Consider the following 15,401-nt stretch of genomic DNA (forward strand, 5'->3'; position numbering starts at 1 on the left):
CCTCCCCTTACCACGTCCATCTCCTAGCCAGGCCATTCCTGGCTTCAAGGAGCATGGATCACTCTTGTTCCCCCTCAAAGGCTGTTTTTGAGGGATACAACGGAAAAAGTAAAAGGAAGGTATGCGCGCACAGGTCGCATGGAGCAATGGGGCACAAGAAGGGCTTGCCACATTTGATGCGGGCTTCAAACTGTCCAGCGTTACGGCGTTACTACATAAGGGGTATGGATTCCCTCTGAAGGGGTCCATCTTAGTGTCCGGAGATGAGGTGGACCCATAACGTTGGACAGCTTGGAGCCTCCAATAAGCTTTGCCAGCCTTGTTTGTGTTCCGCGGCTCCATGCGGATAGATGTTATTGCCAGTCGAGGGTTAATCACGCAGCCACATTTAGTGTCTGCCTGTAAACCTCGTCAGGTGTTTTGTCATTTAGAGCCGCATGTAGGCGAAATTCATTATAATAGTTGATCCACTTCCGTAAACCCTTTTTCAAGGCGTTGCCACCGTGAAATTCATTGATGTAAACACATTCATATTTCAGGCTTCTCCAAAATCGTTCAATGAACACGTTATCCATCCAACGACCTTTTCCATCCATTGAAATTTTGATGTCATGAGACTTGAGGACACTTGTAAATTCATCCGATGTAAATTGGCACCCTTGGTCGGTATTGAATATTTCAGGAGGTCCATACACGGAAATCGCCTCCTTTAAGGCCTGGACACAAAAATCTGTTTCAAGGCTGTTTGAAATCTTCCAGGAAAGTATTTTTCTGGATTGCCAGTCCATAATGGCTACAAGATACATAAATCCTTTTGAAAGAGGTAAATAGGTTATATCGGCACACCAAACTTGATTGGGACGATTGATTTCTAGACCACGTAGAAGATACGGATATACTTTGTGATGAGGATGATTTTTGCTTGTCCCTGGTCGCGGAACAATTGCGACAACTCCTATCTTTCGCATAAGACGCTGCACTCGTTTTCTATTAATACAATATCCCAGATGTTGTAGATATAGTGTCATTCTTCGACTCCCATACCATGGATAATCCATAAATATCTCATCTATAACACGTGTTATACGCAAATTTTCTTCAGATTCACCTTTTCTTTCGAAGTAATAGCTAGATCGACTTACTCCTAGCAGTTTGCACTGCTTTACGATACTGAGCCTGGAGTTGTTGCGGTCAACCAACTCCAGCCTGCGGGTTCGGCTCATTTCCCGCAGGCTTTTGCTAAAAAATCTCGCTCAATAGTTAGCTGGCCGATTTTGGCGTGCAGTTCCTTGATCTCGGCCTCATGGGCTTTCTCCAAGGTCTTTTTCTTGCTTTTTGAGGAGAATATACTGCTAGCGCCTGCCTGGAGCTCTTTGCGCCACTTATTGACCAGCGTTGGATGAACCCCATATTTCGCAGCGATCTCTGGGGTTGTCAGATCGTTTTCCAGGGCTTCCAAAGCCACACGGGACTTAAACTTAGGGCTGTATGTTTTTCTCTTTGTCCTCATATCGGTCCTCCTGCGGTTAGGAGGCTAGCCAAAGCTTAATCGGTTGTCCAAAATTGGGGGACCACTTCAGAGATATACCCGTGATCATCCAGCTCCACCCAGATAGGCCTTACTGATTTCCCTGTTTTCCAACAGGTCCTGCGCTTTGCCTTCCAGGACGATCCTGCCGACTTCAAGAACATACCCTCGATCCGCGAGTTTCAGGGCGGCTCTGGCGTTTTGTTCAACCAGTAAGATGGTTACGCCCGACTTGTTGATTTCCCTGATGGTTGCGAAGATTGATTTGACCAGAATGGGCGCAAGCCCCAAGCTGGGTTCGTCCAAAAGGAGAAGCTCAGGACTGCCCATGAGGGCCCGGGCAATGGCCAGCATCTGCTGTTCGCCACCGGAGAGGGTTCCGGCCAGCTGTTGCCGGCGTTCGTGGAGACGTGGAAACAGGGAAAAGATCCATTCCTGATTTTTGGCGATCTTTTCCTTGTCTGTCAGAGTAAAGGCTCCCAGATTCAGATTCTCCTGCACGGTCAGGGTGCCAAAGATGCGTCGGCCTTCAGGAACCTGGGAAATGCCTTGTTTGACGATGTTGTGGGCGCGTAGTGTTGTCAGTTCCTTGTCCTTATACGAAATTGTTCCTTGGGCTGCCTTGACCAGACCGCTTATGGACATGAGAGTGGTCGACTTTCCCGCCCCATTGGCGCCCAGAATGGTCACGATTTCGCCTTGTTCCACCGTGAGATCGATCCCGTGCAGTGCCTTGACATTCCCGTAGGTGACATGAAGATTTCGGATTTCCAGCAGCATGATCATTCCTCGTCGGTACCCAGATAGGCTTCAATGACCCTGGGATTGTTCTGTACGTCTTCGGGAGAACCTTGGGCGATCAAGGCACCATGTTCCAGAACGATGATCTGTTCGCAAATGCGCATGACCAGGCTCATATCATGTTCGATGAGCAGGACGGTTATGCCCCGTTGCTTGATGTCCTTGATCAGTTCAACCAACTCGGCGGTTTCCTGGGCGTTCATGCCCCCTGCGGGTTCGTCCAGGATGATGAGCTTGGGTTGTGAGGCCAGTGCCCGGGCGATTTCCAAAAGGCGCTGGTTGCCGTAGGACAGGTTCTTGGCCTTGTTGTTGGCCTGATGGGCCAATTTGACGAATTCCAGCTCCTTGAAGGCCTGTTCCAATGCCTTTTTTTCTTCCCGGCGCTGACCGGGCAGGCGGAACATGGAGGAAAAGATCCCAGATTGCATGCGGCAATGGCAGCCTGCCAGGACATTTTCAATGACCTTCATGTTGGGGAAAAGGCGGATGGTCTGGAAGGTGCGGGCAATCCCCCTGGAGACAATGGCATGAGGTGATTGGCGGATCAGGGATTCGCCGTTAAAGACAACCTCGCCCGCATCGGAAGGGTAATTGCCGGTGATCAGATTGAATACGGTGGTCTTACCGGCTCCGTTGGGACCGATGAGACCCATAACCGTGTTGGCTTCCAGGTCAAAACTCACGTCGTTGACAGCCATGAGACCGCCAAAGGATTTGGTCAGATGGGAAACGTGCAAAAGACTCATGACTCAGATCCTCCCCGGTTCTCCTTGGCCAGTTTGTAGGTCCGCGGCAGGGGCGGAAGAATGCCTGATGGGCGGAAGATCATCATGATGACCATGGCCGCACCAAAGATCAGCATCCGGGCGCTGGCGAACTGTCTGAAGACTTCCGGCAGTCCCACAATGAGAAAGGCTCCCAGAATGACCCCGGGGATGCTGCCGGAACCACCCAGGATGACGATGGTAAAGTAGAGGACTGATTCCCAGAAGGAAAATGATTCCGGAGAGATGATCATCATCTTGGAAGCATAGATATTGCCGACCATGCCGGCCCAGAACGCGCCCAGGACAAAGGCGATCAGCTTGTAGTGGGCCGTGTTGATCCCGCATCCCTCGGCGGCCAGCTCGTCTTCCTTGATGCAATTGAGGGCTCGACCGAACCGTGAATTTTCGAGCATGCGAAAGAGGAGTACGCTTATACCCAGGAATATCCAGATGTAATAATAGAATTGATGCGGCCTTCTGATTTTCATCCCAAAGAATTCCGGCCTGCCGATGCCAAAGATCCCGTTGGCGCCTCCTGTAACTCCGAAAATATCATTCACCAGGGCGATGCGCACGATTTCCACGATGCCGATGGTCACGATGAGCAGGTAGTCGCCACGCAGGTGGATAATCGGTCTGGCAACAATCGCTGCAAAAAGAGCGGCAGCAATGCCGCTTAATGGCATGAGCCAGACGATCGGGATATGGTACATGGTGTTCAATATGGCCGTGACATAGGCCCCCACGGCAAAAAAGGCTGCGTGACCCATGTGGAACATGCCCGCATGACCAAGGATGAAATTGAGACTCAGGGCCAGAATCGCGTAGATGCCGATGTTGTTCAGTACATCCACCCAGTAGGGGTTCAGAAACGACGGGCCAAAGGCCATTGCAAGTACAAAGACGGCAAAACAGAGATACATTTTTTTCATGGCCTACACCTTTTCAGCAACGCGTTCACCCAACAATCCCGTAGGCCTGACAATCAAAATGAGTATCAGGACGACAAAGGCGATGGCATCCTTCCAGGCAATGGACAGATATGCCGCCCCCATGGCCTCGATGACACCGAGGAGCAATCCTCCGAGCATGGCCCCGGGGATGTTGCCGATGCCACCGAGAATGGCAGCGATGAATGCCTTGAGCCCATACATCCAGCCCATGGTGAAATTGACCTGTCCGTAGTACATCCCCACCATGACCCCGGCGGCCCCGCCAAGGGCCGGACCAATGAGAAACACGATGCTGATGACCCCATTGACATTGATGCCCATGAGCTTGGCCGCGCCCTGGTCAATGGCTGCTGCCCGGATGGCCGTACCCGTCTTGGTTTTTTGAACGAAAAAATACAGGCCGGCCATGAGCAGAAGGGAAGTGCTCAGGATGATGATTCGGATGAGCGGAATCTCCAGTCCCAGGATGTTCACGGCAACCTTGGGCAGGATGTCGTGGGGATAAACCCGGAACCTGGCCCCGTAGATGAGCATGACCGCATTCTGAAAGAATATGGAGGCGCCCAGGGCGGAAACAACAGCAGCAAGGCGGTCGGCTTTTCGCAGGGGTTTGTAGGCAACCCGTTCCAGGATGACCCCTATAATGGCCACCAGTCCCATAACCATGAGAGCCAGGACCAGAATGCCCAGGACCGGCCCCAGGGTGTCGGTCAACCCCATGGCCGTCAGCAGGGTCAGTCCCAGAAATGCCCCGATGGTGAACAGATCGCCATGGGCGAAATTGATCAGTTTCATGACCCCGTAGACCATGGTATATCCGAGGGCAATAAGGGCATAAATGCCGCCCACGGCCAATCCATTGGTCAATTGTTGGAAAAAAAGCTCCATAAGCGTTTCTCTCATTCACGCATGACGTTAGCCGGTTTGTGGGACCGGCATGAAAAAAAGACGCCGGAAAAGATGCAACCCCGGCGTCTTTCCTGAAGATGTGTTTTATTTGGGCTGCAGAACAAAGGCACCGCTGGCATCGACTTTGTACAGACGATACAGGTCGCCCACGCGGTCCCCATGCTGGTCAAAGGAGATCTTTCCGGTGAGACCGGGCATGTCCTTGAGCTGGGTGTGCAGGTAGTCGGCCAGCTTGTCGGAATCAGTGGATTTGGTGTTTTTGATGGCCGTTGTAATGGCCAGGAATCCGTCACCCGAAAGTACGGCCCATACAGAGCCGGGTTCGGTGCCGTATTTTTTGACATAGCTCTTGAGAAAGTCGCGGGCTTCGGGGGTATCCAGATCCTGGGGAACCGGAGGGCTCAGGAAATAGTAATCCTTGGCAGCGTCTTTGCCCGCAATTTCCACCAGCTGAGGATTGTTGGTGGCATCACCCCCCAGAAAGGGAACATTCCAGTTCATTTCCATTTTCTGGCGCAAAAGCAGACCGGCTTCAGGATAGTAACCCGTAAAAAAGACCAGATCGGGATCAGCTGATTTCATCTTCATCAGGGTGACATTGTAGTCCCGTTCTCCCGGGGTCATGGCGTCATAGAAAACAACATCAATCTGTGATTTGGTGTCGAGGAGTTTTTTGGCTTCTTCGGCAAGCCCCTTGGCATAGGTGGTGTTATCGTGCAGAATGGCCACACGCTTGGCTCCCATGGATTCAATGGTCTTGACGGCCACCTTGCCTTGTTCGTCATCCCTTGGGCAGGTGCGAAAGAATTTGTCCATCCCCTTGGCAGTCAGGCGGATGGCTGTTGATCCGTTGGCGATCTGAATGATGCCGAAATCGTCGAAAATATTCTGGGAGGCCTCGGTTACGGCCGAGCCATAGGTTCCAATGACCGCCACAATGCCCATGGTGGACAGGCGCTGGGCTGACAGGGCCGCAGTTCGCGCATCGCCCCCGTCGTCGCTGACAACGATTTCCACCTTCTTGCCCAAAAGACCACCCTTGGCGTTGAGGTCTTCGGCCAGAAGTTCCACGATCTGTTTCATGTCCTGCCCTTCACTGGCCCAGGAACCGGTCAGGGGGCACATCAATCCGATTTTGATGGTCTCTGCCCATGAAATACCGCACATGAAGGTAAAGGCGAGAAGCGCAAGCAGTATTGACTTGACAGATTTTCTACTCATGAGAGCCTCCTGTGAGTGGGTTTTTGTGTTTTACAAATATGTCGAAACACGCCTGAGCCAGGATATTCCGTTTCTGGTCATAGCAGAATATGATGGACTAACTAACTGAATTGACGCTTTTTGGCAATGTAAAAAAAACCTCTGTACGAGCCTGGGCATATGTCGGATAACATGCGGGATGTATTGCCTGATTTGCACTCACAAAAGGGCATGGGCCAAATGCCAAGACGCCAATTCTGTCAATTTGCGTTTTGGATCTGCTCCCTGGAAAAGAGATGGATCAGGATTGTCTGCCGTATCCTGTTTATCCTGTGGGCATGGTGGCTGGACCTGCAAGGTGGTGGCGGATCGGCTCCGATTGCCGTTGCATTGGAAAGGTCGTTCCCTGTTCCTGGCAGGCTGGCACGAAGGTGGGCATTTATTGTGCGGTTGTGTGTTGCGGGATCCATCGTAAACGATTGAGCGGGAGAAAAGGTGATAGCGTCGGACAAGTGGGCCTTTTATCTTAAAATGTATAACATGTTCTCTTCTTTGTTTTTTTGTTGTCTTAAACGGTTTTTCAGGGTATATATGCATTTCCAGAGTACTCACCTACGAGCCCTTCAAGGAGGAATCCATGCCACAGGAAAACGATGCTACCAATCCCCAAGACTCTCGTGAGTCCCGATCCCATCGAAGAATCGCTCATTCCACACCCATTCAGTTTGTCAGCGAAAATTCCTACCGGACATATCACGCGACCATGAGAAATTACAGTAGTGGAGGGATGTACATCGAGGCCAAGCGCCCTCTGGTTCCCGGTAAGGATATCCGTATCAGCATGTCCAATTATTCGGACAAGGAAAAGGATGGTCCGGAAATTTTCAGCGGCTACTTTGGCAGGGTGGTTTGGTGCAGGCCGGTCCGTTCGGGATCAACCAACCTCTATGGTGTGGGCATTGAATACGATTATCCCGTGTACTTTCACGAAATCGGGGAATGAAACCTCGAACAGGAAGGGATGCGCCAGTTCGCATCTCTCCCTGCTTGCAGGCTTTTGTTTTACCATGCTCCAAGGGAGAGTGCTGAGAACCCGGCAATGAGTGTGGCATGGCATTTTCGTCCAAACAGCAAGGGACAGAATCCGAAACGGATTCTGTCCCTTGCTGTTTGGACGGCCTGCACAACGTATGTGCTGTGCAGGCCGCATTGCGGTTATTTCTTTGAGCGTTTCAGGATAAACCGGGATGTGCTTGCGCTGGTCTGTGATGTTCTCGCCAAAGGGTGATGTTTTCGCGTAACCCGGCGAACACCTTGAGACGAAGTATCCCGGAATCCTCCTGGTTGCGGGTTTTTTCCTGCAGTCTCGACTGGAGGCTCATTTATAGAGGTTTCTCAGGGTGGTCACCAACTCCTCGACCTGGGGCTTGTATTCGTCGGGCAGATATTCCACGGCCTCGTTGAGGGAGTAGATGGCCTTGCGGATATGGGCCATTTCCAGGGCCTGCTGTCTGGCCAGCTTGTTGGGGCCTACGGCAAAATGGAGGGTTTTGCCGTCCATGGTATGATGGACATAGGCGCCGCTCAAGGACAGTTTGCCCAGCTGATGAAGCAACAGGGGGGTATCGTCGGTGATCCAGGGTGACACATCGTGTTCCCCCTTGGTGTCAAAGAGAACCTCTCCGGTCTGCTCGTCAAAGAGCATGGTCATCTCTTCGGGATCTACATTTTCTTCCCAGATACCAAAGAGTTTTTCAATGGATTCCTTGGCGACTTCCAAATGATCCAGGTTGAGTTGCAGCCGGACTTCGTAAGATACTTTGGTCATGGTATTCTCCCTTGGTGCTGATCCGATGCATCTGTGGTCTCGCCGGTGGTGGAGGCAACGGATGTTGTTTCGGTTAAAGCAGCCAGATGGTTGCGGCCAGTCCTGTCAGAGACATGGTGATGGTATAGGGAAATGCCAGCTTGACCATCTGCCCGTAGGAAAGCCTGATCAACGGGGCCAGGGCCGAGGTGAGCAAAAACAGAAACGCGGCCTGGCCGTTGGGGGTGGCAACACTGGGGATGTTTGTACCGGTGTTGATGGATACGGCCAGCAGATCAAACTGCTCTTTGGAAATGGCTCCGGCCAGGAAGGCCTCTTTGGTTTCCGTAATATAGACGGTGGCCACAAAGACATTGTCACTGATCATGGACAGGACCCCGTTGGCCAGATAATAGGCCGCCAGCTGGGTTTTTCCCGAAAGCTCCAGAACCGCATGGATGACCGGGGAGAACAAGTGCTGATCGTGGATCACGGCAACAATGGCAAAGAAGACCACCAGAAGTGCTGTAAAGGGCAGAGCCTCTTCAAAGGCATGCCCGATTTTGTGTTCCTCGGTGATTCCGTTGAGGGCCGTGAGCAGGACAATGACACTCAGGCCGATGATACCCACTTCTGCCAAGTGAAATGCCAAGGCTACAATGAGGAAAATGGCCACACACCCCTGGATGAACAGGGAGGCCTGGAACTTTTTGGTCATCTGGGCCTCGGTCTGCCGGGCGTTGTCTTCCAGGATGGCCCGAACATTGATCGGCAGTTTGAACCCATAGCCAAACAGGGAAAATTTTTCCAGGACAACACAGGTCAAAAGGCCCACCAGAAGAACCGGCATGGAAACCGGGGCCACCCGAATGAAAAAGTCGGCAAAATGCCAATCCATGACATGACCGATGAGCAGGTTCTGGGGTTCGCCCACAATGGTGGTCACCCCGCCCAGGGCTGTTCCCACAGCTCCGTGCATCATCAGGTTGCGCAGAAATCCGCGGAACTGGCGGAGATCAAGGCGGTTTTGATCAACAATACCTTCGTCTTCGGTCAGGGCACAGGATCCACCAGTGCAATGGGTGTGATAGATTTCATAGAAGCCGTAGGCCACGGCAATGATGACTGCCGTGACGGTCAGGGCGTCCAGAAAGGCGGAAAGAAAGGCCCCGGCAAAGCAGAAAAGCAGGGAAAGCCAGATTTTTGATTTCACCTTGATGAGAATCTTGGTGAAAGCGTATTGGAGCAGGTCTTTCATGAAATAGATGCCCGCGACCATGAACATGAGGAGCAGGATCACTGGAAAATTGTGAGCCGCTTCCTTGTAAACAGCTTCGGGCGAGGTCATGCCGAGTGCCACGGCCTCAATGGCCAGAAGTCCTCCTGCGGGCAGAGGATAGCATTTCAAGGCCATGGCCAGGGTGAAGATGAACTCTCCGATGAGAATCCATCCGGTGATAAAGGGTCCGACTGTCATCAGCAGCACCGGATTGGCGACCAGAAAGCCGATAATGGCCAATTTGTACCAGTCCGGGGAATTTCCCAGAAGATTCTTGTTCAGTGCCTGTGCGACTGTTTTTGGCATGGGGGACTCCAGTTTGGGTTGGAAATGAAAACAACACGTGTCATGTATACACGGGCTGAAACCGTATTGTTTCGGCCCGTTGAATTTTGTTGGGGTCTCAATCTACAAGATGGCGGATGTCCATGGTGGGGTACATGCCCCGAAAGGGACCTTCGGCATAGGGTTGGATGATGTTAAAGGAGATATCCTGTCCCTTTTGAGCGTGTCCCCCCATGTCCTTACCATCGAAAAAGGCCCCATTGGCCTCAAGAATATGGGTGATGCGGTGTTTGAATGCTTCGACAAAGGCCTTGCCGTGTCCCTGGAAGACCATGGAGCCCTGTTCCCATTTGCCGTCCACCTGGGCGAGTTTGTCCAGGGAGACGCTGTTGAGTTCCAGGTCCTTCTGGCAGGTGACCAATCCCCAGACCAGGGTGTTTTCCGGGATGGTCACGGGTTCCTGGGCATCAATGACCGCATGGGGCATGATGATGGAATCCTTGCCAATGGTGATGATGGCGTTGGGCTTGCCGTGCACAAAGGCGTTGAACCCGACAAACACGTTTTGGCCCAGGGTGGAGTTGATGATTTTGCCCCCGTGGGCGGTGACATTGTTGCCGTCCAGTGTGGAGTCAATGATGTAGCAATTTTCCTGGGCATTGGAACCGCGACCCAACGAGGAATTTTCCACATAGGCCCGTTGGGCCACCAGCACGTTTTCTCCAATAAGGGTCTTGGGTTTGACCACGGCATAAGGACTCACTGATGCGCCCTTGGTGGAAAAGGGAGGCTGGTTCTGAACCCTGGAATAAATGGACTCAAACTCCTGCTTCTTGGATTCCACAAAATCGAAGAGCATGCCTGTGGGGCGCTCATTGGGCTTCATGTCGATGTATTTTTTCAGGGGTTCCAGGGGAAAGCGGTATCTGAAATCGAAACTGCCTTCGGAGCGGACCCAGACCATGCCTGGTTCAATCCATTGGTGGGACAGTTCACCCACCTGAACATAGGCAAAGGTGCCAATGACACAGTCATGCAGCGATGTCAGATCCACCGTGGCAAAGGGGCCGAGAAAGGCTCCTTCCATGGGTGCCCCGTGGATGTTGGCGTGGTGCAGGGACAGGGTGTTTTTGATGACGAATTCTTCCAGATTTTCCGGGTCATGGGAAAAATTGTGCACCAGGGTCTTGATGAGAAAACTGTCCTTGATGACCACTTTTTCATCATGGTGCAAGGGGATGCTGAGACCCTCGTAGTCAAAATGTGTTCCCTTGCGTTTGAACTCATCACCCCGGATATCTGTTTTGTAAATGAGGGAGTGCTCCACCGTGCATCTGCCCAGCAAATAGCTTCCTGCCAGGCAGGAATTCTTGAACTTGAGATGCAGAGGGAGGTCCGGGGAAAGTCCGTAAAATGCGTAGAACTGGGCGAATTTTTCCTCGGGAATGAGCTCTAGGGCATAGGGGCCGCAATCCACTTTGGGACCACGCAGATTGATGTTGATCCGGTTGACGATGCGTCGGGTAAGCTGTCGAAGATGTTCCATGGTTTCATAGGCCTCCAGGGTATTTTTTCCCTTTGGTTTGATGGTGTTTTATAGCAAGAACCACGGAAGACATGGCTGCCTTCCGTGGTTTTATGGGTTTGAGACGCTTGGTGACTGGTTAGGGGATGGTGATGGGCATGCCCATCAGCGGCCAGACAACATAAACAGCCAGCCCGACCACAACCATAAGCAGTATGCTTGCAGGAATTCCGTACATGAAGAATTCACCAGTTGTAAACTGTTTTGAGTCATACGCAATGGCGTTGGGAGCCGCACCTACCAGGAGCAGGAAGGGCATACCCGCTGTCACCAGGGAGGCAAAGAGAATGACTTCGGGGGCAACGTGCAGAAAGGGCGCGATGACCAATGCCACGGGCAGGGAGATGGCGATGGCGGCCACGTTCATGATGAAGTTGGTCATCATCATGACAAAAAAGGCAATGGACATGACAAAGACGAACCAGTGGGAATCCTTGAACATGTTCAGCCAGTTAATGGCCAGCCATTCGGCGGCTCCGGTCTGCCAGAGGCAGAAACCAATGCTCATGGCTCCGGCAAACAGCAGGATGATATTCCAGGGAACATCTTCCAGATTCTTGATGTCCAGAATGTTGAGCACATAGAAGAGAATGGTGGAAACCAGGATGATGGCTGTCTTGTCGATGGACTTGAGCTCGGGAATAAAGGAGCGAAGGGACATGACCAGAATGACTCCGCCCACAATGACAGCGGCCAGAATTTCATCCCGGGTCATGGGACCGAGAACGGAATTGAGCTCCCGGGCCTTTTCGCGAAGGCCGGGAATGGTCTTTTTTTCGGGTTTGAATACGATCATGAAGAAGCCCCACAAGAGAAAGACCATGAGCCAGCCGATGGGCGCCATGTAATAGGACAGCTGAAAAAAGGTGATGTCCGTGTGGATGATCTCCTTGAAAAAGCCGATGGCAACGGCTCCGCGGGCCGCACCCAGCAGGGTGACGATGCTTCCGGCTCCGGCCACATAGGCCATGCCGATGAACAACCCCTTGCCAAATTTGGTGGGTTTGTTGCCTTCGCCGTACATGGCATAGATGGTCAGCAGCAGGGGATAGATGGTCGCGGCAACAGCCGTATGGGCCATGACATGGGTCATGGCCGCGGTGACAACAAAGCAGCCGAGATAGATCATGCTCGTCTTTTCCCCGACAACCATGAGCATCTTGTAGGCCAATCGCTTGGTCAGCCCGGTTTTGGTGAACACGGCACCGATGATCAGCGAGGCAAAGATGAACAGAACCGAGGGATCCATGAAATCCTTAAAGGCAACTTTTGCGTCGCGTATATGGAACATGGCCTGGAGAACCCCGATGGCCAGGCTGGTGATACCAATGGGTACGACCTCAAAGACCCACCATACACCGGCGAGTAAGAACACGGCCAGGGCTCCCTTGCCTTCCCTGCTCAGGGTGATGTGATCGCCGGTTATGGGGTTAACGGCATCCGGCCATGGGGGGCAGTAGTAGACAATGGTGAACAGAGCCACGCCCAGTACAATGAAAAATATCCGGCTCCATTCAATTCCACCGGTTTTTGCAACAGTCATGCTCTTTTTCTCCTTGCGTGTTTGGAAAGTGGATATGCAGGGATCCTCCAGAGCTATTTCTTCTGGGGGATGTCACATTGTTCAATGGCTTCACAGAACGTGCTGAAGATATCAAAGGAGCGGAGTACTCCTACGAAGGTATCTTCTTTCTTGACCAGCAGGGCGTGTTTGTTGTTCACGATCATGCGGTGGACAGCCAGGTCCAGAGTCGCCTCGGCATCAATCACGTCTTGTGGGATCATTTCCCATTCAATGTCCTTGAGAACAACCTGGGCTGCCTTGTGGCATACATCTTCCAAAGGGCTGGCCCAGAGATCAAAGGATTCGAGCATGGATTCCACATATCCGGGCTGCATGCCGAAACGGGAGAGATCAATATCCTCGACTTCCTTGTACTTGGGTTCCATGATGCGAAAAATGTCCAGGATGGTCAGCATGGTGGCGATGGTGCCTTCCTGGGTGACGATCAGAACACTAGTATGGATTTTTTCCTTTTTTTCCTTCTGATGTCTGCGCAATGCCATGACCGCATCGTACAGGGTCTTGTTTTCATCGAGTTGCGCGTATTCTCCCAGAGGAACCATGAGTTCCTCAACCTTGATAGTTTTCACGTCAAACCTCCTCGCGTATTGGGACGATTGTGCCTCTGTCATATATCAGCATGGCGAGATGTGTCCTCCCACCGTTTATGAGCCTTTCTGATGGTTTTGACCAGGGCCCGGATGTCCAGGGGGAGATAGATCTCCTCAAAGGGGCCGAGTTTCATGGCTTCTATGGAAAGGGAGATCTGTTCGGGATTGGTCAATAATATGATTTCCGTGCGGGGAAAAGATGTTTTGATGGATTTAATAAGCATGATCCCCTCACCCTTGATTCTCTCCATGTCGATGAGCACAATCCCGATGGGATGGGTCTGGAGTTGTTCTTTGACCCCGTTGACACCGAGCTGTTCGACAACGTGGATATCATGCTGACGAAGCCTGGATGAAAGATGGGCCAAAAAGGATCGGTCCGTGTCCACAAAAAGGATTTTCGGATTCATGATCAGTCGTGGGCAAAGGGTTACACATTAGCTTGTGAAATAGCAAACAAGGTGCCATGAAAAAAGAAGCAGTATATCGGGATATTGAGGAAACAGTGTTGGCTCGTGATTGAAAAAGAAACAAAATGAGACGTAATCGCAATGGTGGGATTGAACTGATTTGAAACATTATGAGACGAAAACAAAGAAGGGGGCAGAAAGGGGGACATGATGCAGGAGACTTTTTGGGGTCATGTCTCCTGGAAGGGCGGGAACTGCTGCCGGGTCCAAGGTTCCCTCAAGGCACCCTTGGATCCGGCAGAATGTGTGGTCAAGACAGGTTCACTTGGTTTGACGCATGTACTCCCGAATACGGCAGGCACCGCAGGGCTCGTCATTGCACGACGAAGTGGGAAAGCCACATTGGGGGCAGGGATGCAGCACAGTGGTCTTGTCCTCGGTATGCTGGAAATGCGGTCGACCGTGTTCCAGAAATTTTTGGTAGAAACTGCGTTTGCGGCCGGGTTGGATTTCTTCGAGCTGGTTCAGAAGATTCTTGTAGATGGTGAAGCTGGCTTTTTTGCTGTACGGGCAGGGATGATATCCGTATTCGATACCGGCCAAAAAACAGAGATTGGCGGTCTCGAATTCCGACAAGGTGTACAGGGGTTTGACCTTTCTGACAAAGCCGTGTTCTCCCGGCAAAACCGGGCCCTGGCCTGCCAGGTAGGTTGCATCCCAAGCCATGACATTGGAGAACAGCCGAGCAACCTCATCGTCCATGTTGTGGCCGGTGATGAGTACGGTGTATCCGCCTTCAACAGCCATTTTGTTGAAAAAATGGCGTTTGAGCTGACCGCAGACCGAGCAGATGGGTCGTTTGACCGTGTCTCTGACAGCCGGAATGGCCAACCCTTCGGAAGCGAACTCCACGACTTCAAGGGGGATGTCGAACTGGTTGCAAAATCTTTCGGAAATGGTCCGGGCGACCAGGGACGATTCCCCGATGCCGAGATCAAGGTGCAGGCCGGTAACATTGTACCCGAACTGCTTGAGCTGCCAGGAAATGGCCAGGGAGTCCTTGCCACCACTGATGGCAACGAGCAATCGGTCGTCCTTGGAAAACATTTTCTGGGTATGAATGGCCCGTTCCACCTGACGGGCAAAGAAAATCAGATAGCATTCCTTGCAAAAAGCCGTATTGTGACTGGGCAGGGCCACGACCGCAGGTGCTTTGCAGCGCTTGCATTTCATGAATTATTATCCTCTCGAAACGACATCTCGAACGATGACGGTGTCATGGGGACCGATCTTGCGATCCGGTGTAAGCAGTTGGCCATCCCTGATGACCAGAACATGGCCGGGCTTGCGATCAATACGATGCAGCAGCTGGAGTACCGAATTGATCTTGGGGAATGAAAGCCGGATGTTGTCCGGTTCTATGATCACTTCCACCATATGCAAAGTACCTCCTGGGTACAGGTTTTCGTTGAGCTGGACGGGCGGGTGTGCTAATGTCTCATCGGGTTCATCCACAGACAAGGCCCTTTGAACGTGTTCATTTTTGGTCGGGTCGCTGCAAACGTATGCATGGAGTTGCGGTCCGATCAGGCTGGTTGGTTACTGCCTTGGATTGTGGAGCATGCACGGGCGATGCGAACGGCCGGGGATGTCATGCCGGGTGTTCCAGGCGGCACCACACCCTGGCCAGCAAAACATCCTT

The 15,401-nt window shown here is 52.1% G+C and carries 14 protein-coding genes and 1 pseudogene; 1 reads left to right on the forward strand and 14 read right to left on the reverse strand.

Annotated features, from left to right (window positions below; all coding sequences use genetic code 11):
• Window positions 1-374: 374 nt before the first annotated feature.
• The 6 genes and pseudogenes from DPF_RS03855 to DPF_RS03885 all read right to left on the reverse strand — a co-directional run bounded on the left by DPF_RS03855 (window position 375) and on the right by DPF_RS03885 (window position 6,179).
• A protein-coding gene (locus DPF_RS03855) for an IS3 family transposase (protein ID WP_088178305.1) occupies window positions 375-1,510 on the reverse strand; the annotation gives its coding sequence in 2 pieces (ribosomal slippage) (window positions 375-1,234 and window positions 1,234-1,510; 1,137 coding nt in all).
• Between the two features lie 309 nt (window positions 1,511-1,819).
• Window positions 1,820-2,314: pseudogene (locus DPF_RS03865) on the reverse strand (ABC transporter ATP-binding protein); the annotation flags it as partial.
• Entirely contained in the window at window positions 2,311-3,075 is a 765-nt protein-coding gene (locus DPF_RS03870) for an ABC transporter ATP-binding protein (protein ID WP_069857569.1), read from the reverse strand. The gene DPF_RS03870 and the pseudogene DPF_RS03865, both read right to left, overlap by 4 nt.
• Window positions 3,072-4,019, reverse strand: a complete 948-nt coding sequence (locus tag DPF_RS03875; RefSeq protein WP_218069960.1) for a branched-chain amino acid ABC transporter permease — start codon at window positions 4,017-4,019, stop codon at window positions 3,072-3,074. The genes DPF_RS03870 and DPF_RS03875 overlap by 4 nt, the downstream gene beginning before the upstream one ends.
• Window positions 4,020-4,031: 12 nt before the next feature.
• Window positions 4,032-4,937: a branched-chain amino acid ABC transporter permease gene (locus DPF_RS03880; RefSeq protein WP_069857571.1), complete on the reverse strand. Its 906-nt coding sequence runs from the start codon at window positions 4,935-4,937 to the stop codon at window positions 4,032-4,034.
• Between the two features lie 105 nt (window positions 4,938-5,042).
• Window positions 5,043-6,179 carry a branched-chain amino acid ABC transporter substrate-binding protein gene (locus DPF_RS03885; RefSeq protein WP_069857572.1) on the reverse strand — a complete coding sequence of 379 codons (1,137 nt, stop codon included), beginning with the start codon at window positions 6,177-6,179 and terminating at the stop codon, window positions 5,043-5,045.
• A gap of 616 nt (window positions 6,180-6,795) precedes the next feature.
• On the opposite strand from DPF_RS03885, the gene DPF_RS13675 reads away from it, so the two are divergent.
• Window positions 6,796-7,161, forward strand: coding sequence for a PilZ domain-containing protein (locus DPF_RS13675; protein WP_083254452.1), 366 nt, complete (start codon window positions 6,796-6,798; stop codon window positions 7,159-7,161).
• Between the two features lie 375 nt (window positions 7,162-7,536).
• On the opposite strand, the gene DPF_RS03900 is transcribed toward DPF_RS13675, so the two are convergent.
• From DPF_RS03900 to DPF_RS03935, 8 genes are all read right to left on the reverse strand, one after another.
• Window positions 7,537-7,986 (reverse strand): hypothetical protein, encoded by a 450-nt coding sequence (locus tag DPF_RS03900; RefSeq protein ID WP_069857575.1) that lies wholly within the window; start codon window positions 7,984-7,986, stop codon window positions 7,537-7,539.
• A gap of 73 nt (window positions 7,987-8,059) precedes the next feature.
• Complete coding sequence (nhaB, locus tag DPF_RS03905) at window positions 8,060-9,550, reverse strand: sodium/proton antiporter NhaB (protein ID WP_069857576.1); 1,491 nt, start codon at window positions 9,548-9,550, stop codon at window positions 8,060-8,062.
• 97 nt (window positions 9,551-9,647) lie between these two features.
• Entirely contained in the window at window positions 9,648-11,075 is a 1,428-nt protein-coding gene (locus DPF_RS03910) for a transferase (RefSeq protein WP_069857577.1), read from the reverse strand.
• Window positions 11,076-11,193: 118 nt separating this feature from the next.
• Window positions 11,194-12,657, reverse strand: coding sequence for an SLC13 family permease (locus DPF_RS03915; protein ID WP_069857578.1), 1,464 nt, complete (start codon window positions 12,655-12,657; stop codon window positions 11,194-11,196).
• Between the two features lie 53 nt (window positions 12,658-12,710).
• Complete coding sequence (locus DPF_RS03920) at window positions 12,711-13,268, reverse strand: hypothetical protein (protein WP_069857579.1); 558 nt, start codon at window positions 13,266-13,268, stop codon at window positions 12,711-12,713.
• Window positions 13,269-13,306: 38 nt separating this feature from the next.
• Entirely contained in the window at window positions 13,307-13,699 is a 393-nt protein-coding gene (locus DPF_RS03925; RefSeq protein ID WP_069857580.1) for a response regulator, read from the reverse strand.
• A gap of 321 nt (window positions 13,700-14,020) precedes the next feature.
• On the reverse strand, window positions 14,021-14,932 hold the full coding sequence (locus tag DPF_RS03930; protein WP_069857581.1) for a PP-loop family protein: 912 nt from the start codon (window positions 14,930-14,932) through the stop codon (window positions 14,021-14,023).
• A 6-nt stretch (window positions 14,933-14,938) separates the two neighbouring features.
• Window positions 14,939-15,136, reverse strand: a complete 198-nt coding sequence (locus DPF_RS03935) for a hypothetical protein (protein ID WP_069857582.1) — start codon at window positions 15,134-15,136, stop codon at window positions 14,939-14,941.
• Between the last annotated feature and the right edge of the window lie 265 nt (window positions 15,137-15,401).

Origin of the sequence: Desulfoplanes formicivorans, assembly GCF_001748225.1 — a bacterium.
Classification (GTDB): domain Bacteria; phylum Desulfobacterota; class Desulfovibrionia; order Desulfovibrionales; family Desulfomicrobiaceae; genus Desulfoplanes; species Desulfoplanes formicivorans.